Source organism: Streptomyces sp. SS8, assembly GCF_054072955.1.
In genome coordinates, this window is sequence record NZ_JBSVCZ010000004.1 from 214,447 (window position 1) to 238,077 (window position 23,631).

Annotated in this window: 27 protein-coding genes and 1 pseudogene; 15 read left to right on the forward strand and 13 right to left on the reverse strand. The window is 73.7% G+C overall.

Annotated features, from left to right (window positions below):
• Window positions 1-10 precede the first annotated feature (10 nt).
• Genes ACW69E_RS06270 through ACW69E_RS06305 form a run of 8 tightly spaced genes read left to right on the forward strand, consistent with a single transcriptional unit; the run spans window position 11 to window position 7,249 of the window.
• Entirely contained in the window at window positions 11-637 is a 627-nt protein-coding gene (locus ACW69E_RS06270) for a universal stress protein (protein ID WP_457497171.1), read from the forward strand.
• On the forward strand, window positions 634-3,342 hold the full coding sequence (gene mbhE / locus ACW69E_RS06275) for a hydrogen gas-evolving membrane-bound hydrogenase subunit E (protein ID WP_457497172.1): 2,709 nt from the start codon (window positions 634-636) through the stop codon (window positions 3,340-3,342). The genes ACW69E_RS06270 and mbhE overlap by 4 nt, the downstream gene beginning before the upstream one ends.
• Window positions 3,339-3,692 (forward strand): sodium:proton antiporter, encoded by a 354-nt coding sequence (locus ACW69E_RS06280; RefSeq protein WP_457497173.1) that lies wholly within the window; start codon window positions 3,339-3,341, stop codon window positions 3,690-3,692. Before mbhE ends, ACW69E_RS06280 begins: the two co-directional genes overlap by 4 nt.
• Complete coding sequence (locus tag ACW69E_RS06285; protein WP_457497174.1) at window positions 3,689-5,161, forward strand: monovalent cation/H+ antiporter subunit D family protein; 1,473 nt, start codon at window positions 3,689-3,691, stop codon at window positions 5,159-5,161. Before ACW69E_RS06280 ends, ACW69E_RS06285 begins: the two co-directional genes overlap by 4 nt.
• A complete protein-coding gene (locus ACW69E_RS06290; protein WP_457497175.1) occupies window positions 5,158-5,568 on the forward strand; it encodes a Na+/H+ antiporter subunit E in 411 nt (136 codons plus the stop codon). The genes ACW69E_RS06285 and ACW69E_RS06290 overlap by 4 nt, the downstream gene beginning before the upstream one ends.
• Window positions 5,565-5,822 carry a monovalent cation/H+ antiporter complex subunit F gene (locus ACW69E_RS06295; RefSeq protein ID WP_457497176.1) on the forward strand — a complete coding sequence of 86 codons (258 nt, stop codon included), beginning with the start codon at window positions 5,565-5,567 and terminating at the stop codon, window positions 5,820-5,822. Before ACW69E_RS06290 ends, ACW69E_RS06295 begins: the two co-directional genes overlap by 4 nt.
• On the forward strand, window positions 5,810-6,163 hold the full coding sequence (locus tag ACW69E_RS06300) for a monovalent cation/H(+) antiporter subunit G (protein WP_457497177.1): 354 nt from the start codon (window positions 5,810-5,812) through the stop codon (window positions 6,161-6,163). Before ACW69E_RS06295 ends, ACW69E_RS06300 begins: the two co-directional genes overlap by 13 nt.
• A 3-nt stretch (window positions 6,164-6,166) precedes the next feature.
• Window positions 6,167-7,249: an AI-2E family transporter gene (locus ACW69E_RS06305; protein ID WP_457497178.1), complete on the forward strand. Its 1,083-nt coding sequence runs from the start codon at window positions 6,167-6,169 to the stop codon at window positions 7,247-7,249.
• A 58-nt stretch (window positions 7,250-7,307) separates the two neighbouring features.
• Here ACW69E_RS06305 and ACW69E_RS06310 read toward each other — a convergent pair whose 3' ends face one another.
• The 8 genes from ACW69E_RS06310 to ACW69E_RS06345 form a co-directional block, all read right to left on the reverse strand.
• Window positions 7,308-7,574: a metal-sensitive transcriptional regulator gene (locus ACW69E_RS06310; protein ID WP_101255927.1), complete on the reverse strand. Its 267-nt coding sequence runs from the start codon at window positions 7,572-7,574 to the stop codon at window positions 7,308-7,310.
• A 38-nt stretch (window positions 7,575-7,612) separates the two neighbouring features.
• Window positions 7,613-7,993, reverse strand: coding sequence for a thioredoxin (gene trxA / locus ACW69E_RS06315; RefSeq protein ID WP_457497179.1), 381 nt, complete (start codon window positions 7,991-7,993; stop codon window positions 7,613-7,615).
• A 213-nt stretch (window positions 7,994-8,206) separates the two neighbouring features.
• On the reverse strand, window positions 8,207-9,067 hold the full coding sequence (locus ACW69E_RS06320; protein WP_457497180.1) for a sulfite exporter TauE/SafE family protein: 861 nt from the start codon (window positions 9,065-9,067) through the stop codon (window positions 8,207-8,209).
• A gap of 5 nt (window positions 9,068-9,072) precedes the next feature.
• Window positions 9,073-9,654 carry a rhodanese-like domain-containing protein gene (locus tag ACW69E_RS06325; protein ID WP_457497181.1) on the reverse strand — a complete coding sequence of 194 codons (582 nt, stop codon included), beginning with the start codon at window positions 9,652-9,654 and terminating at the stop codon, window positions 9,073-9,075.
• An 80-nt stretch (window positions 9,655-9,734) separates the two neighbouring features.
• A complete protein-coding gene (locus ACW69E_RS06330; protein ID WP_457497182.1) occupies window positions 9,735-11,114 on the reverse strand; it encodes an MBL fold metallo-hydrolase in 1,380 nt (459 codons plus the stop codon).
• The gene (locus tag ACW69E_RS06335; protein ID WP_457497183.1) at window positions 11,111-11,467 is read right to left on the reverse strand and encodes a rhodanese-like domain-containing protein; all 357 of its coding nucleotides are present in this window, start codon (window positions 11,465-11,467) and stop codon (window positions 11,111-11,113) included. Before ACW69E_RS06335 ends, ACW69E_RS06330 begins: the two co-directional genes overlap by 4 nt.
• Window positions 11,468-11,799: 332 nt before the next feature.
• On the reverse strand, window positions 11,800-12,768 hold the full coding sequence (locus tag ACW69E_RS06340) for an anti-sigma factor RsbA family regulatory protein (protein ID WP_457497184.1): 969 nt from the start codon (window positions 12,766-12,768) through the stop codon (window positions 11,800-11,802).
• 383 nt (window positions 12,769-13,151) lie between these two features.
• The gene (locus ACW69E_RS06345) at window positions 13,152-14,321 is read right to left on the reverse strand and encodes a PP2C family protein-serine/threonine phosphatase (protein ID WP_457497185.1); all 1,170 of its coding nucleotides are present in this window, start codon (window positions 14,319-14,321) and stop codon (window positions 13,152-13,154) included.
• A 101-nt stretch (window positions 14,322-14,422) separates the two neighbouring features.
• On the opposite strand from ACW69E_RS06345, the gene ACW69E_RS06350 reads away from it, so the two are divergent.
• From ACW69E_RS06350 to ACW69E_RS06375, 6 genes are all read left to right on the forward strand, one after another.
• Window positions 14,423-14,929 (forward strand): MarR family winged helix-turn-helix transcriptional regulator, encoded by a 507-nt coding sequence (locus tag ACW69E_RS06350; protein ID WP_457497186.1) that lies wholly within the window; start codon window positions 14,423-14,425, stop codon window positions 14,927-14,929.
• A gap of 409 nt (window positions 14,930-15,338) precedes the next feature.
• The gene (locus ACW69E_RS06355) at window positions 15,339-16,211 is read left to right on the forward strand and encodes an STAS domain-containing protein (RefSeq protein ID WP_457497187.1); all 873 of its coding nucleotides are present in this window, start codon (window positions 15,339-15,341) and stop codon (window positions 16,209-16,211) included.
• On the forward strand, window positions 16,208-16,621 hold the full coding sequence (locus ACW69E_RS06360) for an STAS domain-containing protein (RefSeq protein WP_165869426.1): 414 nt from the start codon (window positions 16,208-16,210) through the stop codon (window positions 16,619-16,621). Before ACW69E_RS06355 ends, ACW69E_RS06360 begins: the two co-directional genes overlap by 4 nt.
• A 7-nt stretch (window positions 16,622-16,628) precedes the next feature.
• A complete protein-coding gene (locus tag ACW69E_RS06365; protein WP_457497188.1) occupies window positions 16,629-17,075 on the forward strand; it encodes an anti-sigma regulatory factor in 447 nt (148 codons plus the stop codon).
• A complete protein-coding gene (locus ACW69E_RS06370; RefSeq protein WP_457497189.1) occupies window positions 17,072-18,082 on the forward strand; it encodes a SpoIIE family protein phosphatase in 1,011 nt (336 codons plus the stop codon). Before ACW69E_RS06365 ends, ACW69E_RS06370 begins: the two co-directional genes overlap by 4 nt.
• 16 nt (window positions 18,083-18,098) lie before the next feature.
• Window positions 18,099-19,397 carry a PP2C family protein-serine/threonine phosphatase gene (locus ACW69E_RS06375; protein WP_457497190.1) on the forward strand — a complete coding sequence of 433 codons (1,299 nt, stop codon included), beginning with the start codon at window positions 18,099-18,101 and terminating at the stop codon, window positions 19,395-19,397.
• Between the two features lie 32 nt (window positions 19,398-19,429).
• Here the strand turns inward: ACW69E_RS06375 and ACW69E_RS06380 are convergent, their stop codons facing one another.
• The 4 genes from ACW69E_RS06380 to ACW69E_RS06395 all read right to left on the reverse strand — a co-directional run bounded on the left by ACW69E_RS06380 (window position 19,430) and on the right by ACW69E_RS06395 (window position 21,918).
• Complete coding sequence (locus tag ACW69E_RS06380; RefSeq protein ID WP_457497191.1) at window positions 19,430-19,693, reverse strand: hypothetical protein; 264 nt, start codon at window positions 19,691-19,693, stop codon at window positions 19,430-19,432.
• A 52-nt stretch (window positions 19,694-19,745) separates the two neighbouring features.
• Complete coding sequence (locus ACW69E_RS06385) at window positions 19,746-20,609, reverse strand: MBL fold metallo-hydrolase (RefSeq protein WP_457497192.1); 864 nt, start codon at window positions 20,607-20,609, stop codon at window positions 19,746-19,748.
• A gap of 63 nt (window positions 20,610-20,672) precedes the next feature.
• Entirely contained in the window at window positions 20,673-21,131 is a 459-nt protein-coding gene (locus ACW69E_RS06390; RefSeq protein WP_457497193.1) for a DUF4383 domain-containing protein, read from the reverse strand.
• A gap of 85 nt (window positions 21,132-21,216) precedes the next feature.
• Entirely contained in the window at window positions 21,217-21,918 is a 702-nt protein-coding gene (locus ACW69E_RS06395) for a phosphodiesterase (protein WP_457497194.1), read from the reverse strand.
• 199 nt (window positions 21,919-22,117) lie between these two features.
• Between ACW69E_RS06395 and ACW69E_RS06400 the strand changes: the two are divergent.
• Window positions 22,118-23,218: pseudogene (locus tag ACW69E_RS06400) on the forward strand (serine/threonine-protein kinase); the annotation flags it as partial.
• On the opposite strand, the gene ACW69E_RS06405 reads toward ACW69E_RS06400, so the two are convergent.
• Window positions 23,182-23,538, reverse strand: a complete 357-nt coding sequence (locus ACW69E_RS06405; RefSeq protein ID WP_457497195.1) for an STAS domain-containing protein — start codon at window positions 23,536-23,538, stop codon at window positions 23,182-23,184. The pseudogene ACW69E_RS06400 and the gene ACW69E_RS06405 overlap by 37 nt on opposite strands.
• Window positions 23,539-23,631: the final 93 nt, after the last annotated feature.

A 23,631-nucleotide genomic window follows, 5' to 3' on the forward strand; every position in this document is an offset into this window, starting at 1 on the left:
AAGGGTCTGTATGGGTGACCTCTGGTTTGTGCTGATCGCCGTCGTCGTATGGGTCGCGGCCGGGCTCCTGGCCGCCTGGTGGCTGGCCCGCCGGGGGCACGGCGGTCCGGGCTGGCTGCTCATGGGCGTCGTCTTCGGCCCCGTTCTGGCCCTGGTCGCCGGCGAGCGCGTCCAGCGCCGGCCGACGACGGTCGCGCGGACCGAGGCGGGGCCCCGCGGCCCCGGCCGGCTGAGGGTGCTGGTCGGCGTGGACGGGTCGCCGGAGTCCGAGGCGGCGCTCGGACTCGCGGTCAGCCTGCTCGGGCCGTACACGCAGACGCTGGTGGCCGCGCAGGTCGTGGACTACGACGCGGCGGAACTCGACTGGCAGGGGAGGATCGTGGCGGCCAAGGAACGCCTCAGTGCCGTGGCGGAGGAGGCCGGCGGGCGGGTGACCGAGTGCGAGATCCTGGCGGGCCCGCCCGCGGCCGCGCTGGCGCGGTTCGCCGATGAGAACGACATCGACGTGGTGGTCGTGGGCAGGCACGGCCGAGGGCTGTCCAAGCGGCTGCTGGGCAACGTGGCCCAGGAACTGCTGCGCGACGGATCGGTACCGGTCCTGGTGACCGGCGGGCGCCGCGGTGCGTCCGGGCGATGAGCGGCGAGGGGGGTGCGCTGGTCGCCGCGCTGCTCGCGATGGGCGTACTGGCGCTGCTCTCGCCCGTCCTGGACCGCCGCCTGGGGCGCGACACGGGCTATGTGCTCGCGGTCGGCTTCCTCGTCGTGGCGGCGGTGCTCGCCCCGGCGGCCTCGACGGCGCTGGACGGCGGCGCGGTCACCTTCTCCCAAGCCTGGACCGATTCCCCCGAGATCTCCTTCACGCTCCGCATGGACGGGCTGGCCACCCTGTTCTGCCTGCTGGTCCTGGGAGTCGGCGCGCTGATCATGGCGTACTGCCCCCGCTACCTGACCGCCGGCGGAAGGCACGGCAGGACCTACCTCCTGCTCACCCTCTTCGGCGGCGCGATGCTGGGCCTGGTCCTCGCCGGCGACCTGCTGCTGCTGTTCGTGTTCTGGGAGATGACCACGGTCGCCTCCTTCTTCCTGATCGGGACCGGCGGAGCCAGGGCGGCCAGACCGGCGGTGCGCGCCCTGCTGGTGACGGGCATGGGGGGACTGGCCCTGCTGGTGGCGATGGTGCTGCTGGGCATCGCCGCGGGCAGCACCGACCTGGCCACCGTGCTGAGGGCGCGGGAGGAGGTGCTCGACTCCCCGCTGTCACCCGCCATCGCGACCCTGCTCATCCTCGCGGCCTTCACCAAGTCGGCGCAGGTTCCGTTCCAGTTCTGGCTGCCCGGAGCCATGGTGGCGATCACACCGGTGAGCGCCTACCTGCACGCGGCCACCATGGTGAAGGCCGGCATCTACCTGCTGCTGCGGTTCTCCGCGCTGTACTCCGGGCAGACCGGGTGGAGCGTCTGCCTGATGGGGGTCGGGCTGCTCACCGCCGTACTGGGCGCCGCCCAGGCGCTGCGCGAGCACGACCTCAAGGCCCTGCTCGCCCACTCCACGGTCAGCCAGCTCGGCCTGCTGGTCGCCGCCATCGGGGTGGGGACGACCGTCGCACTGGCCGCCGCCATCCTGCACACCTTCGCGCACGCGCTGTTCAAGGCCACCCTCTTCATGATCGTCGGCGTCATCGACCGGCAGGCCGGCAGCCGCGACATCCGGGAGCTGTCCGGCCTGATGCGGATCATGCCGGTCACCGCCACACTGGCCGGTCTGGCCGGACTGTCGATGGCCGGAGTCCTGCCGATGATCGGTTTCGTCAGCAAGGAGTCGCTCTTCCAGGGGTTCGCGGGGGCGGACGTCTTCCCCGGCGCCGGGGTGGTGGCCGCGGCGCTCGCGGTCACCGCCTCGGCGCTGACCTTCGCCTACGGCATGCGGATCTTCTACGGCGCTTTCGCCGGGCCCATGCTGCAGCGGCAACTGCACGAACCCTCCTGGGCGTTCATCGCCCCGGCCGCGGTGGCGGCGGTCGCCGGGGCGGTGCTCGGCCCCGCGGTGTCCGTCCTCGACCCGCTGATGCGCCAGGCCGTCCTGAACGCCGAACCATGGGCCGTGCCGCCGTACTTCGCCTTCTGGCACGGGCTCAGTCCCGAACTGTTCCTGTCCGCCCTCACGATCGCCAGCGGCCTGGTGCTGTTCTCGGCGCGCGACCGGGTGGACCGGATGCTGCAGCGGCTGCCGCGGCCGGACGGCGCGGCCGTCTTCGACCGGGTCCACTCGGCCGTACTGGGCGCGGGCGCGGTGGTGGGACGGCCCGACCGCAGCGACTCCACGGCGGCGTACCTGGCCCGCCCCGCGGCCGCCCTGGTGGTCCTCGGCTGCGTGGGGGTGTTCGCGGCCGACGGGCCGGGGATCCGAGCCGGGGCGCCGTCGGACCCGGTGGACTGGGGTGTGCTCGCGCTGCTGGCGATCGCGGTGGCCGCCCTGGTGCGGACGCGGTCGGCGCTGGCCGCCGTGTCGCTGCTGGGAGCGGTCGGACTGATCGTGGCCCTGTGGTTCCTGCTGGCCGGGGCGCCGGACGTGGCGCTGACGCTGCTCCTGGTGGAGGTGCTGACCGCGATGACCGCGGCGTTCGTCCTGAGCGACCTGTCCACCCGGTTCCCGCGGCCCCGCCGCAGCGCGGCCGCGGCGGCACTGGCCGGGGCGGCCGGGCTCGTCGCCGCGCTGGGCACACTGGCGCTGACCGGAGGGCGGGAACTGTCGCCCGCGGGCGCGTACTTCCTCGAGGCCGCTGAACCGGAGACCGGCGGGCGCAACGTGGTCAACACGATCCTGGTGGACTTCCGCGGCCTGGACACCCTCGGCGAGGCGAGCGTGCTGGCCGCCGCCGCGCTCGGCCTGCTCCTGCTGCTGCCCGGGCAGCCGGACGGGGCGGCCGACGGGCCGCGGGCGCCGTACGGCCGGGTGCTCGGCCCGGCCCACCGTCTGCTGCTCCCGGGCATCGCGGGGCTGTCGGCGTACCTGTTCCTGCGCGGGCACTACGAGCCGGGCGGGGGTTTCAGCGCCGCACTCGTCGCGGGCACGGCGGTCGCCTTCGGCTACCTGGCCGGCCGCACCGGCACGCGGTGGCTGAGCCCCCGGCCGCTGCTGGCCGCGGGGCTGGTGCTCGGCGCGGCGGTGGGCCTGGCCGCCATGGTGCTCGGCGACCCCTTCCTGACCCCCTTCACCATTGCGGTGCCCGGTGGCGGTCTGTCCTCGCCGCTGCTGTTCGACGCCGCCGTCTACCTGATGGTCCTCGGGCTGGTGGTCACGGTGGTGGACCGGCTCGGCGCCGGCCGGGGGGAGCGCCGGTGACCGCGGCGATCGCCGTCGGCGTCCTGACGGCGGGAGGGTTCTTCCTGCTGCTGCGTCCCGGCCTGGTCCGGGTCACGTTCGGGTTCGTGCTGCTGGGCCACGCGGCGAACGTACTGCTGCTGGCGGCCGGGGGGCTGGAGCGCCGGGAACCCCCGCTGATCGGCGACGGCGACCCGGCCGGGATGGCGGATCCGCTGCCGCAGGCCTTCGTGCTCACCGCCATCGTCATCACCTTCGGCATCACCGTGTATCTGCTGGGCCTGGCCCGGGCCGAGCACCTCGCCGGCTCCGGCAGCCGCTCCGGCACCGGGCCCACAGGGCCCGCCGAGTCCGCGGAGCCCCCGCGGTGAGCGGCCTGGTGCTCGCCCTCCCGGTGGCCGTTCCGCTGCTGGCGGCCGGCGTGCTCGTGGCGTACCCCGGTGACCGGCGGGTGCACCGGCTGATCACGTCGGCGGTCAGCGCCGGGATTCTGGCGCTGTCCGCGGTCCTGCTCGCCGGGAGCCTGGACGGAACGGTCCGGAGCCTGAGCATGGGCGGATGGCCGCCCGGCTTCGCGATCGTGTTCGCCGCCGACGCGCTCAGCACGCTCATGCTGTGCGTCAGCGCCGCCCTGGTGCTGGCCGGCCTCGCCTACGCCGCCGGGACCGGAGACGACGCGAGCCCCTGGTTCGCCCCGCTGGCGATGACCCTCTCGGCCGGGGTGTACGGGGCCTTCCTGACCGCGGACCTGTTCAACCTCTTCGTCTTCGTCGAGGTCATGCTCGTGCCCTCGTACGCGCTGCTGACGATGAGCGGCGGACGCGCCCGGACCGCCGCCGGACGGATCTACCTCACCTCCAGCCTGCTGGCCTCCACCCTCCTGCTCGGCGGCGTCGGCCTGGTCTACGGGGTCACCGGCACCGTGAACCTGGGGGAACTGGCCGGGGCGGCCCGGCAGAGCACCGCCGTGGCCCTGGCCGCCGGCGCGGTGCTCGTCGCCCTGGCGGCCAAGGCGGCGGTCGTGCCGCTGCACGGCTGGCTGCCGCGCACCTACCCCGAGGCCCCGCCCGCGGTCACCGTGCTGTTCTCCGGGCTGCTGACCAAGGTCGGTGTGTACGCGATCATCCGGGTCTACGCGGTCGTCCACGAGGGGACGGGGCTGCGCTGGACGGTCATGGCCGCGGCCCTGCTGACCATGGTGGTGGGGGTGCTGGGCGCCGTCGGGGAACGGGGGATGCGGAGCATCCTGACGTTCCACATGGTCAGCCAGATCGGCTACATCCTGCTCGGCCTGGCACTGTTCACCCTCGCCGGACTCACCGCCGCGGTCTTCTTCCTGGTGCAGTACGTGCTGGTGAAGGCCGCGCTGCTGATGTGCGCGGGCGCCGTGGAGACGGTCTACGGCACCGACCGGGTCGACTCGCTCGCCCGCCGCGAGCCCCTGATCGCCTCCGCGTTCCTGGTCTCGGCGCTCTCCCTGGCAGGGCTGCCGCCGCTGTCCGGATTCGTCGCCAAGCTGGGCCTGGTCGGCGCGGCCGCGGCCGAGGCCGACCACCTGGCCGTCGGGGTCGCCGTCGGGGTCAGCTTCCTCACCCTGGTCTCCATGGTCAAGATCTGGGCCGGTTCCTTCTGGGGCGGGGAGGACCCGTCCAGGGAGGAGTCCCTCCTCCGGCTGATGGCCCGTGCCACCGTCCGGCCGGCGCTCGCCGTGCCCGCTATGGTGCTCGCCGTGCCGTCGGTGGTGCTCGGCATCGCGGCGCAGCCGCTGCTCACCGCGGCGACGGAGGCGGCGGCCGGGCTGCTGGACGCCTCCGCCTACGTACGGGCGGTGACGCGATGACCGCCCGGCCGGCGGGCCGGCTGCGCCGCGCGGCCGTCCGCTGCGCACGGGTGGCGGCCTTCCTCGGCCACTACGGGGTGCGGTTCCTGCACGCCAACGTGACCGTGGCCCGGGAGATCGTGACGCCGGGCAGCGGGCTGGCGCCCGCCGTGGTCGAGATGCGGCTGCGCTGCCGTACCACGGCCGAGACGACCGTGCTGGCGCACCTGATCATGCTGACGCCGGGGACACTCGTGCTGGAAGTGCGCACGGAGCCGCCGACCCTGTTCGTCCACGGGATGCACGCGGCCGACGCCGACCGCTTCCTCGGCGACCTCGGCGACCTGGAGGACCGGCTGCTGACGGCCCTGCGCCCCCCGGACTCCCGGGCGGCGCGGGGGACGAGGAGACAGGAGGGGAACCCATGACGATGACCGCGGTCCTGCTCGGCGTGCTCGCGGTGACCATGGCCGTGGCCGTGTGGCGCATGTCGGCCGGGCCCACGGACGCCGACCGGGTGGTCGCGGTGGACCTCGCCTTCGTGGTGTTCGTGGCGGCCGTCGCCCTGCTGGCGGTGCGGCTGGACACCCCCGCGGTGCTGATCCTGGTGCTGGCCGCCACGCTGCTCGGCTTCCTGGCCACCGTCGCCGTGGCCCATCTGCTGGAGCGGTGGTCGTCGTGACCGTCCTGGAACTGCTCGGCCACGTCCTCACGACCACCGGCACCGCCCTGGTGGCCATCGCCGCGCTGGGCCTGGTCCGCCTGCCCGACGCCTACAACAGGGCCAACGCGGTGGCCAAGGCGGCGGCCCTGGGGGTGGTGTGCGTACTGCTGGGCGTCCTCCTGCTGATGCCCGGGGTGTTCACGGCCGTCGTCCTCGGGCTCGGGGTGCTGCTGCAACTGGTCACCACCCCGTTCGCGGCGTACGCGGTGGGCCACTCCGCGTACCGCTCGGGAGCCCCGCTGGCGCGGTCCACGCACCGCGACGACCTGGGCGGCGCTCCGCGCGACGGAGGGCGGTGACCCTTGGCCCGTTCCGTTCCGGAGTGGCGCCACGCCCCCGGCCGGGCCGGTGACCGGTGGGTCCGTGCCGGGGTGGTGGTCTGGACGCTGCTGGGGCTGTCCCTTCTGGTCTGGGGACTGCTGCGGGTGCTCAGGCCGCTGGCGCCGCTGCTGTGGCCGGTGATCGTCGCGGTGGTGATCGTCTACCTGCTGGCTCCGGCGGTGGGCCTGCTGGAACGGCGGGGTCTCCCCCGCGCGGCGGGCACGGTCCTGGTGGCGGCCGCGCTGGCCGTGACCGTCACCGTGCCGGCCCTGCTGATCGCCCCGCTGCTGCTGGAGCAGGTCTCCGGCGTGCTCGCCGGCCTGCCGACCTCGCTGGAGGGGCTGGAGCGCGAACTGGCCGCCCTGGCCGAGCGGCTGGGGCTGGACGTGCGGGTGCGGCTCGACGGCGAGGCGATCACACGGTGGCTGCGGCGGCGGGAGAACCGCGACTCCCTCACCGGCTTCCTGTCCGGCGTCGGCACCGGGGCGGCGGCGGTCGGCTTCGGCCTGGTGCTGACGTTCGCGGGGGTGGTGATCGGCTTCTACGCGCTCGTCGACCTGCCCCGGATCAGGAACTGGGCGGCCGGACTGCTCCCCGGCCGGCGGCGCGAGGAGATCACCGGGGTGGCCGCCCGCTGCGTGGAGGCCACCGGCGCCTATCTGCGGGGGCAGTTGCTGGTCGCCGCGTTCGTCGGGGTCGCGTCGTCACTGGCGCTGTGGGCCGTCGGGCTGCGCTACTGGCTGTTCGTCGGCGTGGTCGCCGGGGTGACCAATCTGGTGCCCTTCGTCGGGCCCCTGGTGGGAGGCGCGCTGGCCGTCCTCATCGCACTGCTGAGCGGTGACCCGTGGCAGGCGCTGTGGGCCGCGCTGGCCATCACCGTCGTCCAGCAGGTCGAGAGCCAGGTCGTCGCGCCGCTGGCACTGGGCCGGGTGGTCCGCCTGCCGCCGCTGGTGGTGCTCGTGGTGGTGCTGGCGGGAGGCGTGGTGGCGGGCGTACTCGGGATGCTGGTCGCCGTGCCCCTCACCACCAGCGCCCGGATCGTGGCGCGGCACCTGCGCACGTGACCGGGCGCGCGCCGGACGCTCCGGGCGGGGCCCGCCGGGAGCGTCCGGCGCGCGGCCCTCAGGACAGGGAGAGGAAGAGCTTCTCCATCTTCTGGGCGTCGAGGCTGTCCGCGCCGCCCTCCTGTGCCATGCACTGCTTGAGGCCGCTGGCCACGATGGAGAAGCCCGCCCGGTCCAGCGCGCGGTTGACCGCGGCGAGCTGGGTGACGACGTCCTCGCAGTCGCGTCCTTCCTCCAGCATGCGAAGGACGCCGGCGAGCTGGCCCTGGGCGCGCTTGAGTCGGTTGACGGCCGATCGCACGTTCTCGGGAGGAAGCTGGACCACGGTGGTCGATCCTTTCGTTCGTTCCGCGCCGGACGGGCTCAGTCGCTCTGGCCGGAACCGGGGGTCTGGGCGGCGACGGAGGCGTGCACCTCGTCCATGTCGAGTCCGCGGACGGCGGTGATCACCTGGTCCAGGGCCTGGGCCGGCAGCGCGCCGGGCTGGGCGAAGACCAGGACTCCCTCGCGGAAGGCCATCAGGGTCGGGATGGAGGTGATGTCGGCGGCGGCCGCCAGAGCCTGCTCGGCCTCGGTGTCGACCTTGCCGAAGACGATGTCGGGGTTGGTCTCGGATGCCTTCTCGTAGACCGGGGCGAACATGCGGCACGGGCCGCACCAGGAGGCCCAGAAGTCGACCAGGACGATGTCGTTGCCGGTGACGGTCTTCTCGAAGTCGGCGGCGGTGAGTGCGACGGTGCTCATATGGTGGTTCCTTCCGTTTCACCGAGGTGGTGGCGGTTGATACCCCCTGGGGTAGTCAACACCGGGATGGGGCGGAACATTCCGCCTGTGCTCCGGTGCCTTCCGTGCGACGGGCGGCACCGGTGTGCCAGTGTCCCGGTACACCGGTACACCGGTACCCCGGAGCGCTGACGGGAGGCGCTCCGGGGTACCGGGTCCGGGGTGGGGCCGGGGTCAGGTGCCGTGCACGGCGCGCCGCAGCGGACAGCGGTCGACGAAGCCGTAGCAGACACCCGCTCCGGCGCCGAGCGAGGCGACGGTGGCGAGAACCGGCAGACGTATGTCGGCGGGGGCCTGCTGGACCAGGACGAAGGTGCCCATGGCCAGCACGAACCAGGCGAACAGCCGGGAGAGGACGTCCGCGGGGACGCGTCCGGCCAGCCTGGCCCCGGCGAGACTGCCGGCGATCGCGGAGCCGGTGACGGCCAGGGTCGGCGCCCAGTCGATCTGGACGGTGGAGAGGTAGCCGGCGAACCCGGCGGCGGACTTCATCGCGATGACCAGCAGCGAGGTACCGACGGCCACCGGCATGGGCAGTCCGCCCAGCAGGGCCAGGGCGGGTACGACCAGGAAGCCCCCGCCCGCGCCGACCAGGCCGGTGGCCAGGCCGACGGCCGCTCCGTCCAGCAGTACCCGCCCCACCGGGAGCTGCTTGTGGGCCTTGCCGGGGTCGACGCCCCGGCGGCCCCGGAGCATGGCGGCGGCGGTGACGATCATCATGACGGCGAAGGCGATCAGCAGGACGACGTCGGGGATGTTGCCGCCGATGAGTCCGCCGGCGTAGGCGCCGACCATGCCTGCCGCTCCGAACAGCACACCGGTGCGCCAGCGGACCCGCCCGCCGCGGGCATGGTTGATCATGCCCACGGCGGAGGTGACGCCGACGACGAACAGGGAGGTGGCGATGGCCTCCTTGGCGTCCATGCCCGCGACGTAGACCAGCAGCGGCACGGTCAGGATCGACCCGCCTCCCCCGAGGAGCCCGAGGGAGACGCCGACCAGCAGCGCGAGGATCAGGACGAGCGTCAGCGTCATGGTGGTCACCTGCCGCCGGCGAGCTGCGCGACGGCCTTGCGCGGGTCGAAGGACGGCGTGCGGTTCCACGGCATCCTCGACAGCAGCACGCCCATGGCACAGGTGTTGCTGATGGCGGCGAAGGCCAGGCCGCCGCCGACGAAGGCGGACAGGGCCTGCAGCCCGGGCACCACGAAGCTGCCGAGGGCGCCGACCAGGACGAGGGATCCGGCCACCAGGCGGACCTGGCGCTCCATGTCCCAGCGCTCCTGGCCGTAGTTGGTCGGGGCGCCGGACTTCTCCCAGGAGGTCATGCCTCCCGACAGGACGCTCAGCCCGGGCAGCCCGGCCTCGGCGAGGGCGCGCTCGGCCTGGCCGGCCCGCTGCCCGGAGCGGCACACCAGCACCACGTCGGTGTCCAGGTGCTCGGTCAGCTCCTCGCGGTGCTCGCGCAGGGTGTCCAGCGGGACGTTGTAGGAGCCGGGGATGTGCGCGGCCTCGAACTCGGCGGGGGAGCGGACGTCGAGCAGCCGCGGCGGGTGCTCCGAGTCGAGCTTCGCGCGCAGTTCCTCGGCGGTCAGGCTGCGGGGAGTGGTGGAGGTGGTCATGTACTGCTCTCCTGCGGTGTTCGCTGGTTCAGAGGGGTCCCGGGGGCCCCGGGGGTTCAGGGTTCTTCGGGGGCCCCTGGTCAGGGGGTCTGAGCGGGGACGGAGCACAGGCCCAGGTCGCGGGCGTTGTCGAAGCCGTCGTCGATGGCGACCACGTCACGGCCGCGGGCGTCGAGCAGGGCGGCGACGACCCCCGCGCGGTAGCCGCCGGCGCAGTGCACCCAGACCCGGCCCGCGGGGATCTCCCCGACGCGGTCCGGCACCTCGTGAACGGGAATGTGCACCGAGCCGGGGATGTGCGCCTCGGCGCGCTCCTGGTCGCGGCGCACGTCGAGGACGACGAACTCCTCCCCGCCGTCCCGGCTCTTGTCCAGGGCGGCCTTGAGGTCCTCGAAGCCGGCGCGCTCGTAGGCGGCCAGGGGCTCGCCGCCGGCCCAGTCCTCAGGGCCGCCGGTGGCCATGGCGGCCGGGCGGTCGATGCCGATGCGGACCATCTCGCGCTGGGCCTCGGCCACGTCCTCGGCGCTCTCGCCGAGCAGGGTGACCGGGGTGCCCCACGGGATCAGCCAGCCCAGGTAGGTGATGAACTGGCCGTCCAGGCCGAAGTTGAGGCTGCCGGCCAGATGCCCGGCGGCGAAGGCGGTGCGGTCGCGCAGGTCGACCACCCACTCGCCGGCCCCGATGCGGCGGCGCAGCTCGGCCGGGTCGGCGACGGAGGGCGCGGACAGGTCCGGCTTGCCGGGCCCGCGGGAGTTGGCCGGGCCCATGTGGGCGTAGTAGGCCGGGTAGGCGTCCAGGCCCGCCAGGAGCTGCTCGACGTAGGCCTCCTCGTCGGCGGTCAGGGCGGTGTTGGTCCTCTTCTCCTCGCCGATGGTGCTGGACAGGCCCGCGGACTGGGTCGCGGAGCAGAACGAGCCGAAACCGTGGGTGGGGTAGACGGCGGTGGAGTCCGGCAGCTCCTTCGCCAGCCGGTGCGCCGAGCGCCACTGGGCCCGCACCAGGGTGTCGGTGTGGTCGGGGCCGAGCAGGTCGGGACGCCCGGTGGAGCCGTACAGCAGCGATCCGCCGGTGAACACCGCGATCTGCTCGCCGCCGGCCTCCAGCGCGAAGGAGAGGTGGGTGTGGGTGTGGCCCGGTGTGTGGATCACCCGCACCCGCATGGTGCCGACCTCGACGACGTCGCCGTCGCGGACGCCGGTGCGCTCGTAGGAGACCTCGTCGTCGGCGTTGACCAGGTACTGCGCGCCGGTCTCCCGGGCCAGGGCCAGGCCGCCGGTGACGTAGTCGTTGTGGATGTGGGTCTCGAAGACGTGGGTGATCCGCACGCCCGCGGCCTCGGCCAGCGCCGTGACGCGGTCGTAGTCGCGCTGCGGGTCGACCACCAGCGCGGTGGAGCCGTCGTGGGCGAGGTAGGTGCGGTCGCCCAGGCCGGGGGTCTCGATGGGCAGAACGGTGATCATCGGGTCTCCTCGGTGGTGGCGGTGGTGTCGGGGGTGCCGGACTCGTCGCCTGTGGCCACGGGCCGGCCCGCGTCGGTCCAGGCCGCGGTGCCGCCGCTGGCGCTGTGGGCGTCGTAGCCCACGCCGCGCAGCAGTGCGGTCGCCTGCGTGCTGCGGCCGCCGCTCTGGCAGATCACGTAGACCGGGCGGTCCCTGGGCAGCTCGGCCGGCTTCAGCGGGAGCAGGCTGAGCGGCGCGGGCCGGGCGCCGGGGACGTGACCGGTGCGGTACTCGCCGCGGTCGCGGACGTCGACGACGAGGGCGCCGGCCGCGTGCGCCTCGGCGAACCGCTGCCGGCCGATCTCGGGAACCATGCGGGGACTCCTGCTCGCTTGCCTACGGTGAATACCCGGGGGGGTATGACTGGGTCAACCGTAACAGGGGTCGCCTTATGCCCCCGGGGGTATATAGGGTGACGTAGGTCACGGCAGAGGGGGCTGCGGGATTCGCCGGAGCGGTCTCCGGGAGCGCTCCTTGCGACGGAGCGCGGGTCCGCCGCGGCGGGAGTGGGGAGCGCACGACCGCCCGGCCGTGGACGGATCGCGGCCGGGCCGAGGCCGGGGGAGGCCGGGGGAGGCCGTCCGCGCCCACCTGTGCCGCACGTTCATCGTGCGGCGGGGGAGAGGGGCGGAGCCTGCTGAAGACCCTAGAAGTGGTCCATGCGCAGCCGTACGGTCAGCCCGGCGGACGTGGCGCGGGTCTCGACCAGATCGCACAGCTGGTGCATCATCCACAGCCCGCGCCCGCCGTCGGCGGAGTCCAGCGCCGGGCGGCGGCGGCCGGCCAGCGGATCGGCGAGATGCCCGCCGTCGCGGATCTCGGCGACGCAAGCGGGACCGTCGGACCACAGGCGCAGGGCGCCGTGCCCGCCGCCGTGGGCGATGGAGTTGGCCGCGGCCTCCGCCACGGCGAGGACGAAGTCGCCGCGCCGCGGCATGCCGAGCCCGGTCGCACCGGCCCAGGTGTCCGCGTGGTGGCGGACCTCTCCGAGGTCACCGGTGGTGAACGCCAGAGAGCGGGTGCGCGCGGGCGGGGGAGCCAGCGGGAGTGCGTCGCACTCGGCGCTGAGGGCGCGGGGATCGGTGTAGTGCCGGCTGGGCCGCTCCCGGGCGTCCTCCCACAGCACAGGATGGGTGCGGCGGGCGTCGGCGCACACACGCTCGGGGAGCCCGGAGACGTCGTAGGGGCACAGGATGGTCGCGGCGCGGCCGGTGAAGGCCGCGTTGATCAGTGCCTCGTGCCGGGTGGCCTCCACCAGTTCGGCGGGGGATCGCCGTGCCCAGATCGGCTCCCCGACGATGCGGGCGGGCCGCCCCGGATGCCGGTCGGCGAAGTCGCGCAGGCCCGAGAGGATGCGGCCGGGGTTGCGGCCGAAGTCGGTCATGTCCACCAGGGTGAGACGTTCCGCCGAGGCGGTGTCCCCCAGGTGGTCGCGCAGCATCTCCAGCCGGGGGCCGGGGACGGCGACGAGAACGGGGTCGCCCGCATCCAGCGCGCCGGCGACGAACCCGCCCACCCCGGCCAGGTACTCACCGGGATTCCGGTAGAACAGCGCGGGGTGGACGAAGGGATCCGAGTTCCCCCGTTCGGTGAGGGCGTGTTCGCTTCTGGTCACGGAGGGACCACCTCTGGCGTGGCGGGGACGTGCGAGAGAGGACCGGTCGCGCGCGCCGACGGCCGGAAACCGGTCGCGGACCCGCGTGAGCCGGCAGACGCCGGAGCGGCTGCCCGGGAGGGGACGCGCCGGACACACCGGCTCGGTGCCGGTATCGGCACGTCGGCGAACACCTCCGCTCGGTCCTCGACTCTGCTCCACGACCCCGTCTGCCCCGCGGGGCCCGGTGTACACCGGCGTTCTCGACTTGTGACCCGGGCCGGGGCCGCGGCCGGGCGCGCCGCGCGGAGGCGGACGGCTCCGGCGGCACGAGGCGTACGGGTGGGAAAGGGCGCGGCGGTTCCCGGGCGCGGTCCGGGCGCAGTCGGCGGGTGTCCGGCCGGTCAGCTCCTCCTGCCGTGCCAGTCCAGGCACAGGACCATGGCGTCGTCGTCCGCTGGCGGCTCGCCGCGGTGCCGGGCGAGCTCGCCGAGGACCGCCCCCGGCACCTGGGAGGGGGGAAGGAGCCGGGTGCTGGTCATGGCGCGTGCCAGGGCCCGCTCGCCGAACCGCTCACCCGAGGGTGAGGCGACCTCGTAGACCCCGTCGCTGGCGAACAGCAGCCGGTCCCCGGCCTCGATCCGGAAGTGCTGGACGGCGTAGGGGGTGTCCTCGAACATCCCCAGCGGGAGCTGCGCCTCCAGCTCGACCGGCTCCACCACGCCGCCGCGCAGCCGCCAGATGCGCGGCGACCCTGCGTCGACGGCCTCCAGCCGCCCGGTGGCCAGGTGGATGCGCAGCAGCAGGACGGAGACATGGGCGGCCCCGCGGTGCTGCCCGTAGACCGCCTGGTCGGCCAGGACCGCCTGGCCGACCAGGTCCAGCCCGGCCCGGCGGGCGTTGCGCAGCGCGCTGAGGGCGAGGTTGGTCAGGAGCGCCGCGTCGACGCCCTCGCCCATCCCGTCGGTCAGGGTCACGGTGAGGTGGTCGGCCGAGACGGACCAGTCGAAGTTGTCCCCGAAGACGGCGTAGGCGGGTTCGAGCTGGGCGCCGAGCTCGTACTCGGGGCCGGAGCAGGAGCGGCCGGGCAGCAGCTGCCACTGCATCTCGGCGGCGAGGGTGAGGCGCTCGGCCCGCCGTGCCCTCAGATAGACGTCGGTGCTGTGATCGGCGACGAGGATCTCCCGGCCGAGTGCCTCGCACAACTGCCGCAGTTCTCCCAGCGCCTCGGGCGAGGCCTCCTCGCCGGGGAGGGTCACCGACAGCACACCCAGCCGGTCGCCGCGGACGGTGACCGGCAGGTGCGCGGTGACGGCGCCGGCGCTCTCGTCGGGGGAGAGCCGGGGCTGCTGGGAGGCGAACGCCCTTCCGGGCTCGGTGGAGTGGACCGGGACGGGCTCCGTCGGGTAAGGAAGAGGACCGACAGGCTTGAGTATGGTCGTTCCGTAGTCGGCCATCAGCAGGTCCACGGTGAGTGCTCCGAAGTGCCGCGCCAGTGAGGCGCGGAGCGCGTCGAGCAGTGCGTGGGGAGCGGCATCGCGCAGGGCCCGCTCCACGGCCGTGAATCTGTCCACCGTGTCACAACTACTTTCTGTTTCCGCAGAAAAATCCGATATGGGAAGTTAAGTGCCGTTCGGAGCTCGGGCTGACAATGCAGACGCGGAGTGTCACAGTTATGGTCGTGAATTCCGGACCCTCCCAGCGCCCCTCCGCAGAGGCGGCCCATGCCGCGTCCGAGGTGATAGAGCTCCTGGAAGTGCTGTGGGAGCGGGGCCGGGAGGCCGCGTCGCCCGTGCCCGTCTCCGCCTCCCAGCTGAGGGTCCTGTACACCCTCGACCGCGATGAGGGCATCAATCTGCGCACGCTCAGCGAGGCGCTGGGTTCCGCCCCGTCGTCGGTCAGCAGGCTGTGCGACCGGCTGCAGGCGGTCGGGTTCGTGGAACGCGCTCCCAGTCCGGCGAGCCGGCGGGAACTCGAACTGAGGCTGACCGGCCGGGGCAGGACGTACCTGCGGGACCTGCGCGTCCTGCGGGAGGAGGCGTTGGCTACGGCCATGGCGGCGATGTCGCCCGTGGCGCGCAAGGCGCTCGCCGAGGGGCTGCGGGGGTTCCGGGCGGCGGTGGAGGAGACGCTGCCCAGACGCCGGGAGGCCGGGGCGGGCGGAGGGGTGAGATCGGCGTGAGGCCGCCGCCCTGGGGGGCATGTGCGTCGCCATTCTGCCTCACCGATACATCACACACCTCGTGGCCGCCGCGGAGCGCCGCACCGCGGGGGAATCCTGGCGTGGTGGCCGGTCGGGGCGGGTGCGACAGGGAAAGATTGTTGCGCGGCGGACACAGTTGTCAAATGGAAACAATCGATCGGGGATGCATTGAGGGCCGGTTTCCGGGAAGGTCCCGTCAGAGGCCGGTGGGTTCCACCATGCCCTGACGCCCCGTCAGTTGGGGCCGACAGGCTCCGCGGCCGCTGCTAACATTTGCCGGACGGCAACAAAAGGGGTGAACGGTGCTGTCCCGCCACCCCGCACATCCAGCCGGATGCCGACGTCACGGGCGTGGGCCGGCGACGAACGACTGTGAGAGGGCTTGTCAGTGAACGCCAGCGACGCAGCCGTACGAGACCGGTTGACAACCGCAATCCGCGAGCGCGGCGACGAGATCGCCGACCGGTGGGTGCAGTTGCAGCAGGAACGTGCGGCGATCGGGATGGACGAGGGCGAACTGCGCGAGGAGGCCGACGCGCTCCTCGTCCTGCTGGGCGGAGCCCTCAACAGCGACTACGGCATGGAGAACGTGGTCGACGCCCACCACGAACTGCGCGACGCGGTGATGGAGCTGTCCCTGCGCAGGGAGCGCAGCGGCGCGACTCCGACGGCCACGTCCCTGGCCATCCTGGCGCTCAAGGACGCCCTGCTGGAAGCCGTGGAGCGCGACAACCGCGATCCGCGGGAGCTGTTCCCGGCGGCCCTGACGATCAACCGGCTGCTGGACGAGGCCGCGGCCCTGTCCTTCAACGCCTATGTGGAGCGCCGCGAGGAGATCATCCAGCGGCAGAGCCGCCAGCTGCTGGAACTGTCCACCCCCGTGGTCCACCTGTGGAAGCGGATCCTGGCCGTGCCGCTGATCGGCACCCTGGACACCGCGCGCACCCAGGTGGTGATGGAGAACCTCCTGCAGTCCATCCAGACCCATGACGCCCGGGTGGCGATCATCGACATCACCGGTGTGCCCACGGTCGACACCGCCGTCGCCCAGCACCTGATGCAGACCGTCAACGCGGTGCGCCTGATGGGCGCCGACTGCTTCATCAGCGGCGTGCGGCCCTCCATCGCGCAGACCATCGCCCAGCTGGGCATCGACCTGTCCACCATCCTCACCCGCGCCACCCTCGCCGACGCCCTGGCCGCGGCGGTCGACATGACGGGACAGGCCTCACCGGCCACAGGGACGACGACGAACCGATGACCGGCCGCCAGTCCATGGACATCCCCATCCTCAGGCTCGGTGACGTACTGGTCACCGGGCTCATCAACGAGCTCGACGACAAGACGGCCACCGTCTTCGCCGACGAGCTGACCGAGCGCATCGCCGCCGAGCGGGCCACGGGAGTCCTCATCGACATCTCCCGGCTGGAGATCATCGACTCGTTCGTGGCGCGCACCCTGACCGAGCTGAGTACCATGGCCCGGCTGCTGGGCGCCCGGGTGATCGTGGCCGGCATGCGGCCGCCCGTGGCGATCACCCTCGTCGAGCTGGGCCTGCAGCTCACCGGAGTGGAGACCGCACTCAACGCGGAGCAGGGGATGGCCGCACTGGGCTGGCACCATGCCCCGCGGCCCCCGGAAGGGGTGACCCGGCGTGAAACTCTCGGGTGAAAGGACGATGGGCGTCCCGGCGGCCCCCGTCGAGGGAGGCGGCGGCGCCGTGAGCGCCGGGGCCACCTACCCGGTCCGTACCGACGAGGACCTCATCACGGTCCGGCACGCGGTACGGGCCGCCACCGTCGAGACCGGCTTCGGGCTCGTCGACCAGACCCGCGTCGTCACCGCCGCCAGCGAACTGGCGCGCAACGCCTACATCCACGGCGGGGGCGGCACGGTGACCATCGAGTTCCCCAGGAACTCCGGACGCCGGGGCGTGCGGCTGACCGTCAGGGACGAGGGGCCCGGCATCCCCGATCTGGAGGCGGCGCTGGCCGACGGCTTCACCACCGGCTCCGGCCTGGGGCACGGACTGGGAGGCGCGCGCCGCCTCATGCACGAGTTCGAGGTGCACACCGAAGCGGGCCGGGGCACCACCATCAGTGTGACCCGCTGGAACACGCAGTGAGCCGGACGTCCCCCGCCGCGGAGGGCCTGACCGAAGAGATCCGCATCGACCACGAGAGCGCGATCCACGTGGCGGCCTCGGCCGCGCGCGGCTGCGCACAGCGGTGCGGGCTGCCCGGGGCCATGCCCGACCAGGCGGCCGTCATCGCCAGCGAACTGGCCAGCAACCAGATCAAGCACGCCGCCGACGGAACGGTGTACGTACAGCCGACGCTCCGGGGCGACGGGGTGGAGATCACCGCCGTCGACCGCGGACCCGGCATCCGCGACCTGGACCGCTCGATGGCCGACGGCTACACCACCACCGGCTCCCTCGGAGCGGGGCTGGGCGCGGTCCGCCGGATCGCCACCGAGTTCACCATCCGCACCCAGCCGGGCTCGGGCACCCTGGTCAACGCCCGGCTGTCCGCTCCCGGCGGGCAGCGGAAGGCCCGGTACGGCGTCGGATCGGTGTGCCTGCCGGCCCACGGCGAGAAGCACTGCGGCGACGCCTGCGCCGTGGCCGAGACCGGCGACGCCCTCACCGGCCTCGTCGTCGACGGGCTGGGACACGGGGCCGCGGCCGCCGAGGCGGCCCGCTCGGCCCTGCGCGCCTTCCACACCGCACCCGAACGCCCCCTGGCCGAGATCCTGACCTCGCTGCACCGCTCGCTGCGCCACACCCGCGGCGCGGCGGCGGGCGTGGTGCGGCTGCACCCCGGCCGTGCCGAGTACTGCGGCACGGGCAACATCCGCGCCACTGTGCTCTCGGGCGGGGAGGTGGCCCACCGGATGGCCGGCCAGCCCGGCATCGTGGGCTGGAACGTCCCCACCCCCCGGCCGCGCACCGTGCCCCTGGCACGGGGAGCCGCGGTCGTCCTGCACAGCGACGGCATCGAGTCCCGCTGGTCGCACAGCCCGCCCACCTTTCTGCTGCGGCTTCCACCGCCCCTGCTGGCGGCGTCCCTGGCCCACATGCACCGGCGAGTCCGCGACGACGCCACCGTGCTCACCGTCCAAGCGGCCTGAGCGGCCCAGAGGTTCCATGACCGACAACACCACTTCCCACCACCACACGCTGCCGAGCCTGCGGCACGCGGTACGCGGCATCGCGCGCGTCCACCGGCTGCCGGTGGAGACCAGGGCCCGGCTGGTGATGTCCGCGGTGGAGCTGGCGCGCACCGAGATCGCGGCGGGGCGGCCGGTACGGCTGGAGGCGTACACCGAGCCGTCCGGCTGCGAATCGCCGGGACAGCTCGTCGTCACGCTCGTCACCCTCAGCGATCTGACGGCCGACCGTGACGGCATCGCCGACCTTCCCCTCCCCGCCCAGTTCGCCTCCGGGGGTTCGGCCACCTGGCGCATGCCGCTGCCCGGCCGGCACGGTGACGGCGGCAGCGGCGGCGAGGCGGGCACGGTCCCGCCCGCCCGCAACGGCGGCGGACCGGAGACCGGGAACGGCTGCCCCACATCGGAGATCCACGCGGTGGAGCAGGAACTGCGCGCGGCGCTGGCCCGCCTGGACGCCCTCACCGCCGAGCACCGGCGGCTCAAGCACGAACTCGCCGAGACCAACCGGGGCACCCTCGCCCTCTACGTCCAGCTGGAGGAGCGCGACGAGCAGCTGCGCAAGGCCCACGGCCAGACCCTGCGCGAGCTGGAGGACGCGCTGCGGCCCGCGCCCATCGAGGTCGACGGCCTGGAGATGGCCGTCCACTACGCGCCGGCCGGCACCGACGCGCCCACCGGCGGAGACCTGTACGACTGGCTCCAGCTCCCCGACGGCACCGTCCACATCACCGTCGTCGACGCCCTCGGCCACGGTGTGACCAGCACGCGCGGCGCGCTCAACGTCACCCACGCGGTACGGACCCTGGCGCTGGAAGGGCATCCGCTGGAGTCGATCATCGCCCGGACCGCCGAGATCCTGATGCCCTTCGACAGCGAGCTGATGTCCACCGTGCTGCTCGCCCGGATCAACCCGGCCACCGGCGACCTGTTCCTGGCCAACGGCAGTCACCCGCCGGCGCTGCTGCTGCCGGCCGGAGGCGAGCCCGAGTACCTGGAGGTACGCGGCCGGGGCATCGGCTATCCGCTGCCGGGCAGCGAGCGCCTGCTGCACACCCGGATGGGGCCCGGGGACATGCTCATCCTCTACACCGACGGCCTCACCGAGAGCCGCAAGGACCCGCGCGAGGGCGAGAAGCGGCTGATCGAGGCGTCCCGCCGCCACGCCGACAGGCCCATCACGGAGGTCCCCGGCGCCATCGCCGAGGACATGCACACGGTCATCCTGCACCCCGACGACACACTGGCACTGGCCGTACGCGTCCCGCCCGCCTGAGCTGCGGACGGGACGCGCACGGACGGAGTCCCTCAGCCGCCCAGCTCGGAGACCACGGTCTGCAGCCTGGAGGCCAGCGCCTCCAGGTCCCGCTCCGAGGGCGTCCCCGGGCCGATCCGGTCGGTGAGGTCGTCGCGGGAGACGACCTCCACGGCTCCGCGGTAGCGGTCGGCACCGGCCTCGGCGGCGGGCACCACCCGCGGGTGGCCCTCCAGGAGGACCAGCCGGGGATCGGGATCGGAGGAGCTGAGCAGCTCCCGTACGTGCTGGGCTGTGATCGTGTTCGCGCTCGGCACCTTGTGGGCCTTCCTCTCGGCTGTCCCGGTCCTTTCCGGGGCCCTCGGATCCTCAGGGCCGCCCCGGCCCCGCCGCGCCGGCCTCGACCGGGCCGGCGGCGTCGACGGTCACCCGCTCCCCCCGCGGGCAGTGCAGCACGCCGGAGGGGAAACCGGGCCGCTCCGCCTCCCGGAGGAAGTCCGACAAGGGGGATTTCATGACGGTGTAGTCGTCGTAGTGCACCGGCAGCACGCGGCGCGGACGCAGCACGGAGACGAGATCGGCGCCCTGCAGGGCGTCCATGGTCGCCAGCAGTCCTCCGGGGAGGGTGGTGCCGCCCAGATGGATCACCGCCAGGTGGATGTCCGGGCACAGACGCGCGATCTCGTGGACGCCGGGGAACATCAGGGTGTCGCCGGAGATGTACAGCCGCAGCCGTACCGTCCCTCCCGGGTCGCCGAACTCCAGCAGGCTGCCCATCACCGGCGGCAGCAGGAAGTCCACCGGGCCGGGACCGTGGCGGCCGGGCAGCGCCGTGATCCGCACCTGGCTGCCGCCGCGCACCAGCACGTGGTCGTGCCAGGTGGGCAGGCCCGTGGCGCGGCTGAACCCGTGCAGCCCCTGCAGCCGCCGCGAGGCGTGCGGGGTGGTGACGATCGGCAGGGAGCGGGGCAGGCTGCGGCGGGCGATCCGGTCCCAGTGGTCGCCGTGCAGATGGGACAGCACCACCGCGTCCAGGTCCGGAGGGAGGTCCTCCACCCGCAGGGCGGGCTCCCTCAGCCGCCGGGACAGCAGCCCCTTGCCCAGGTAGGCGTACTGACCGCGGTGGAGGAAGTTGGGATCGGTCAGCAGCTTCAGTTCGCCGTAGCGGATCAGGAGGGTGGCGTTGCCGACGAAGAGGAGCTCGGCGGCTCCCGGGGGCGGCGCGAGCTGCATGGCGGAGCCTCCTCACGTTCTTCATCGTCTCCACCGGGACGGGGCCCGGACGGACGGCCGGAATCAGGCGGCGGTCGTGGTGCGGCGGCCGCCCAGGACCGCGCCGAGAGCGATCATGCCCACCCCCAGCACGAAGTGGAGCCAGTCGTCGGCCGAGTTCAGAGGCACGAAGTTCGCGCCGCTGTCCTTGTCGACGATCAGCCCGTAGAGCCACAGCAGCAGGTAGATCACACCGCCGCCGATCAGGAACGCCTTGGCCCCGGCGACGCTCCGGGCCATGGCCAGGCCGACGGCACCGAAGGCGAGGTGCACCAGATTGTGCAGGATCGAGACCTGGAAGAGGCCGAGCAACTGGGCCTGCGACTCGTGCCCCGCGAACTGCATGTCGCCGTAGTCCGTGGTGATGCCCGGGATGAACCCCAGGATCCCCACCAGCAGGAAGACCAAGGACACCGCCATGGCAGCGGTGCTCACCGGTGCGCGGCGCGCCGTGCCCGCCGCCCTCGGACCTGTGCTGGCCATCGTCATCATCTCCACTCGGGGTCGGTTGACGGCCGGTACGGAGTACCCCCGCTTTCCGGACGGAAACGAAGCGGGTGACGCTTCCTCAGGCGCGGCCCTCCCGGGACCCCTCGTACGCGGCCGGCCGCACCGCCGCGAAGGCCGTGCCCGGCGCCAGCTCCGGCAGGCTGTTGCGGTGGACGTCGAAGCCCGGGGTGGAGCGGGACGCTTCCGGCAGCGGCGAGCGGACGGTGAGCACCGCGAAGGTCCGCCACCGGCCCAGCGGCTCGGCGGCCCGCAGGTCGAACACCAGCGGGCTGCCGGCGAGCGCCCGCCGCAGAGCCGGGGGACTGCCGTGGACCGGGCGCAGCCGGCGGCGCGGAAAGGCGGCCAGCACCATGCCGCGCCCGCCGACCCGGTAGGTGAGCAGACTGCTGTACGGGCCGCCCAGCGCGTCGCCGCGCGGCAGTGGCAGCCGGCGCAGTACGGGAGGCCGGGCGCTGCTGGTCAGCAGCAGGTCGACGGGCCGGCCGGGGCCGCCCGCGTCCAGCGCCCGGACGGCGAGCCCGAGCCAGTCGGGCAGCGGCCGCGGCAGGCCCGCGCCCCGGGACAGCCGCACCAGGCACTCGTACCGGCCCAGCCCGTCCAGCCAGGGGACGCCCCAGGCGGCCCCGGCGGGACCGGGCATCACCAGCTCACCGGAGCAGGTCAGACCGTCGGGGTGGAAGGCGGGGGCGTGGCGCAGCCGGGCGAGCTGCCTGAAGCCCGCCCGGGTACCGCGTACACGCAGGGGCACGGGTCGGGACATCGGCGCCTCCTGGAGGTGGGCGGACCGGCCGGACTCGCCCGGCGGGTTCCGGGCGAACCGTCCCGGTCCGCAGTTGCCGCGGGGCCGGTACCGAAACCCCGCGCGCCCCGGCACCGGACCACCGCCTTACCGGCCGGCCGGGGAAGGGCCCATACTGGACGGGCCGGGGGGCGGCAGGGCGAGAGGGGGCGGCTGCGCGATGAGGCAGGACACACTGATCCAGGGCCGGTACCGGCTGCTGGACCTCGTCGGACGCGGCGGCATGGGACAGGTGTGGCGCTCGCACGACGAGTCGCTGGACCGCGAGGTCGCCGTCAAGTGCCTCAAGCCGCCGGCCGGCCGGGACGACCCGCGCGCGATCGGGGCGCTGCGTGAGCGCTTCCGCCGCGAGGCGCGCGTCGCCGCCTCGCTCCAGCACCGCGGCGTGACCGTCGTCCACGACTTCGGAGAGCACGACGGAGTGCTCTACCTGGTGATGGAACTGCTGAACGGGCACGACCTCGGCCGGCTGCTGGAACTGGGCGGACGGCGGCCGCTGCCCGTGCCCGACATCTTCGACATCGCCGAGCAGATGGCCGACGCCCTCGCCTACACCCACGGCCGGGGCATCGTCCACCGCGACCTCAAACCCGCCAACGTGATGCGCACCGCCGACGGCACCGTGAAGATCTGCGACTTCGGCATCGCCCGGCCCGACCGCGGCACGGCCCCTCTGTCGGGGTCCGCCGGAACCAGCGGCGGCTTTCCCATGGGCACCCCGCACTACATGTCGCCCGAGCAGATAGCCGGAGCCCACCTCGACCACCGCAGCGACCTGTACTCGCTCGGCTGCGTGCTGTACGAGATGGCCACCGGCGTCCCGCCCTTCGACCTGGAGGACACCTGGGGCGTCCTCGTCGGCCACCGCGAGACCGCCCCCCGCCCGCCGGGCGAACTCCGTCCCGACCTGCCCGGGGACCTGGAGCGGATCATCCTCGACCTGCTGGCCAAGGAGCCGCACGAGCGGCCCGGGGACGCGGCGGAACTCGGCCGCCGTGCCGCCGGGGCGCGCCGCGCGGGGAGCCCCGGCGGCACGGCGGCCCCGCCCGGGGAGCGGGCCGGCTCCCCCGGGCGGCTTCCGGTGTGGACCCACGGTATGGGCGCCGGCGCCCGGGCCGTGGCCGGTCCGCCGCCGCGTCCCGGCACTTCGCCGCTCTTCGGGCACCAGGGGGTGCTCAGCGGCCCGTGGACCGGTCCCGGAGCCGACGCCGGCCGGGACGGGGATCACCCGGTGAGGGCCGCCACCGCCTCCTCGACGCTGCCGTAGAAGTCGAAGATCTGGTCCAGCCCGACGATCCCGAAGACACGCATGATGTCGTCGTCCAGACCGGCCAGCGCCAGGCTGCCGCCCACGGACTGGGTGAGGTGGTAGGCGGTGATCAGGACGGTGATGCCGCTGGAGTCGCAGTAGACCAGGCCGGACAGGTCGACGACGACCGCGGTTCCGCGGTCGCGGGGCAGCTCGTTGAGCGCCTGGCGCATCCGGTCGGCGGTGTGGTGGTCCAGCTCGCCGGACACCTCCAGCAGACAGGGGCCTGCGGGGTGGGAGCGCAGCGTGACGGTCAGATCTCGGTCGGGCACCCGTTCTCCTGTACGCGCTGGTCGGTCCGGTCGTCCACTCGGCACGGCCCGAGAGGCGGGACGGCGCCGGGACCGGGGAGGGACTCCCCGCGC

Excerpts from the sequence above, each read along its gene's own strand:
- ACW69E_RS06270 (WP_457497171.1), top strand. The coding sequence starts at position 11 with ATGGGTGACCTCTGGTTTGTGCTGATCGCCGTCGTCGTATGGGTCGCG.
- mbhE (WP_457497172.1), top strand. The coding sequence starts at position 634 with ATGAGCGGCGAGGGGGGTGCGCTGGTCGCCGCGCTGCTCGCGATGGGC.
- ACW69E_RS06290 (WP_457497175.1), top strand. The coding sequence starts at position 5,158 with ATGACCGCCCGGCCGGCGGGCCGGCTGCGCCGCGCGGCCGTCCGCTGC.
- ACW69E_RS06295 (WP_457497176.1), top strand. The coding sequence starts at position 5,565 with ATGACGATGACCGCGGTCCTGCTCGGCGTGCTCGCGGTGACCATGGCC.
- trxA (WP_457497179.1), bottom strand. The coding sequence starts at position 7,993 with ATGAGCACCGTCGCACTCACCGCCGCCGACTTCGAGAAGACCGTCACC.
- ACW69E_RS06320 (WP_457497180.1), bottom strand. The coding sequence starts at position 9,067 with ATGACGCTGACGCTCGTCCTGATCCTCGCGCTGCTGGTCGGCGTCTCC.
- ACW69E_RS06325 (WP_457497181.1), bottom strand. The coding sequence starts at position 9,654 with ATGACCACCTCCACCACTCCCCGCAGCCTGACCGCCGAGGAACTGCGC.
- ACW69E_RS06330 (WP_457497182.1), bottom strand. The coding sequence starts at position 11,114 with ATGATCACCGTTCTGCCCATCGAGACCCCCGGCCTGGGCGACCGCACC.
- ACW69E_RS06335 (WP_457497183.1), bottom strand. The coding sequence starts at position 11,467 with ATGGTTCCCGAGATCGGCCGGCAGCGGTTCGCCGAGGCGCACGCGGCC.
- ACW69E_RS06350 (WP_457497186.1), top strand. The coding sequence starts at position 14,423 with ATGGTCGTGAATTCCGGACCCTCCCAGCGCCCCTCCGCAGAGGCGGCC.
- ACW69E_RS06360 (WP_165869426.1), top strand. The coding sequence starts at position 16,208 with ATGACCGGCCGCCAGTCCATGGACATCCCCATCCTCAGGCTCGGTGAC.
- ACW69E_RS06365 (WP_457497188.1), top strand. The coding sequence starts at position 16,629 with ATGGGCGTCCCGGCGGCCCCCGTCGAGGGAGGCGGCGGCGCCGTGAGC.
- ACW69E_RS06375 (WP_457497190.1), top strand. The coding sequence starts at position 18,099 with ATGACCGACAACACCACTTCCCACCACCACACGCTGCCGAGCCTGCGG.
- ACW69E_RS06385 (WP_457497192.1), bottom strand. The coding sequence starts at position 20,609 with ATGCAGCTCGCGCCGCCCCCGGGAGCCGCCGAGCTCCTCTTCGTCGGC.
- ACW69E_RS06390 (WP_457497193.1), bottom strand. The coding sequence starts at position 21,131 with ATGGCCAGCACAGGTCCGAGGGCGGCGGGCACGGCGCGCCGCGCACCG.
- ACW69E_RS06395 (WP_457497194.1), bottom strand. The coding sequence starts at position 21,918 with ATGTCCCGACCCGTGCCCCTGCGTGTACGCGGTACCCGGGCGGGCTTC.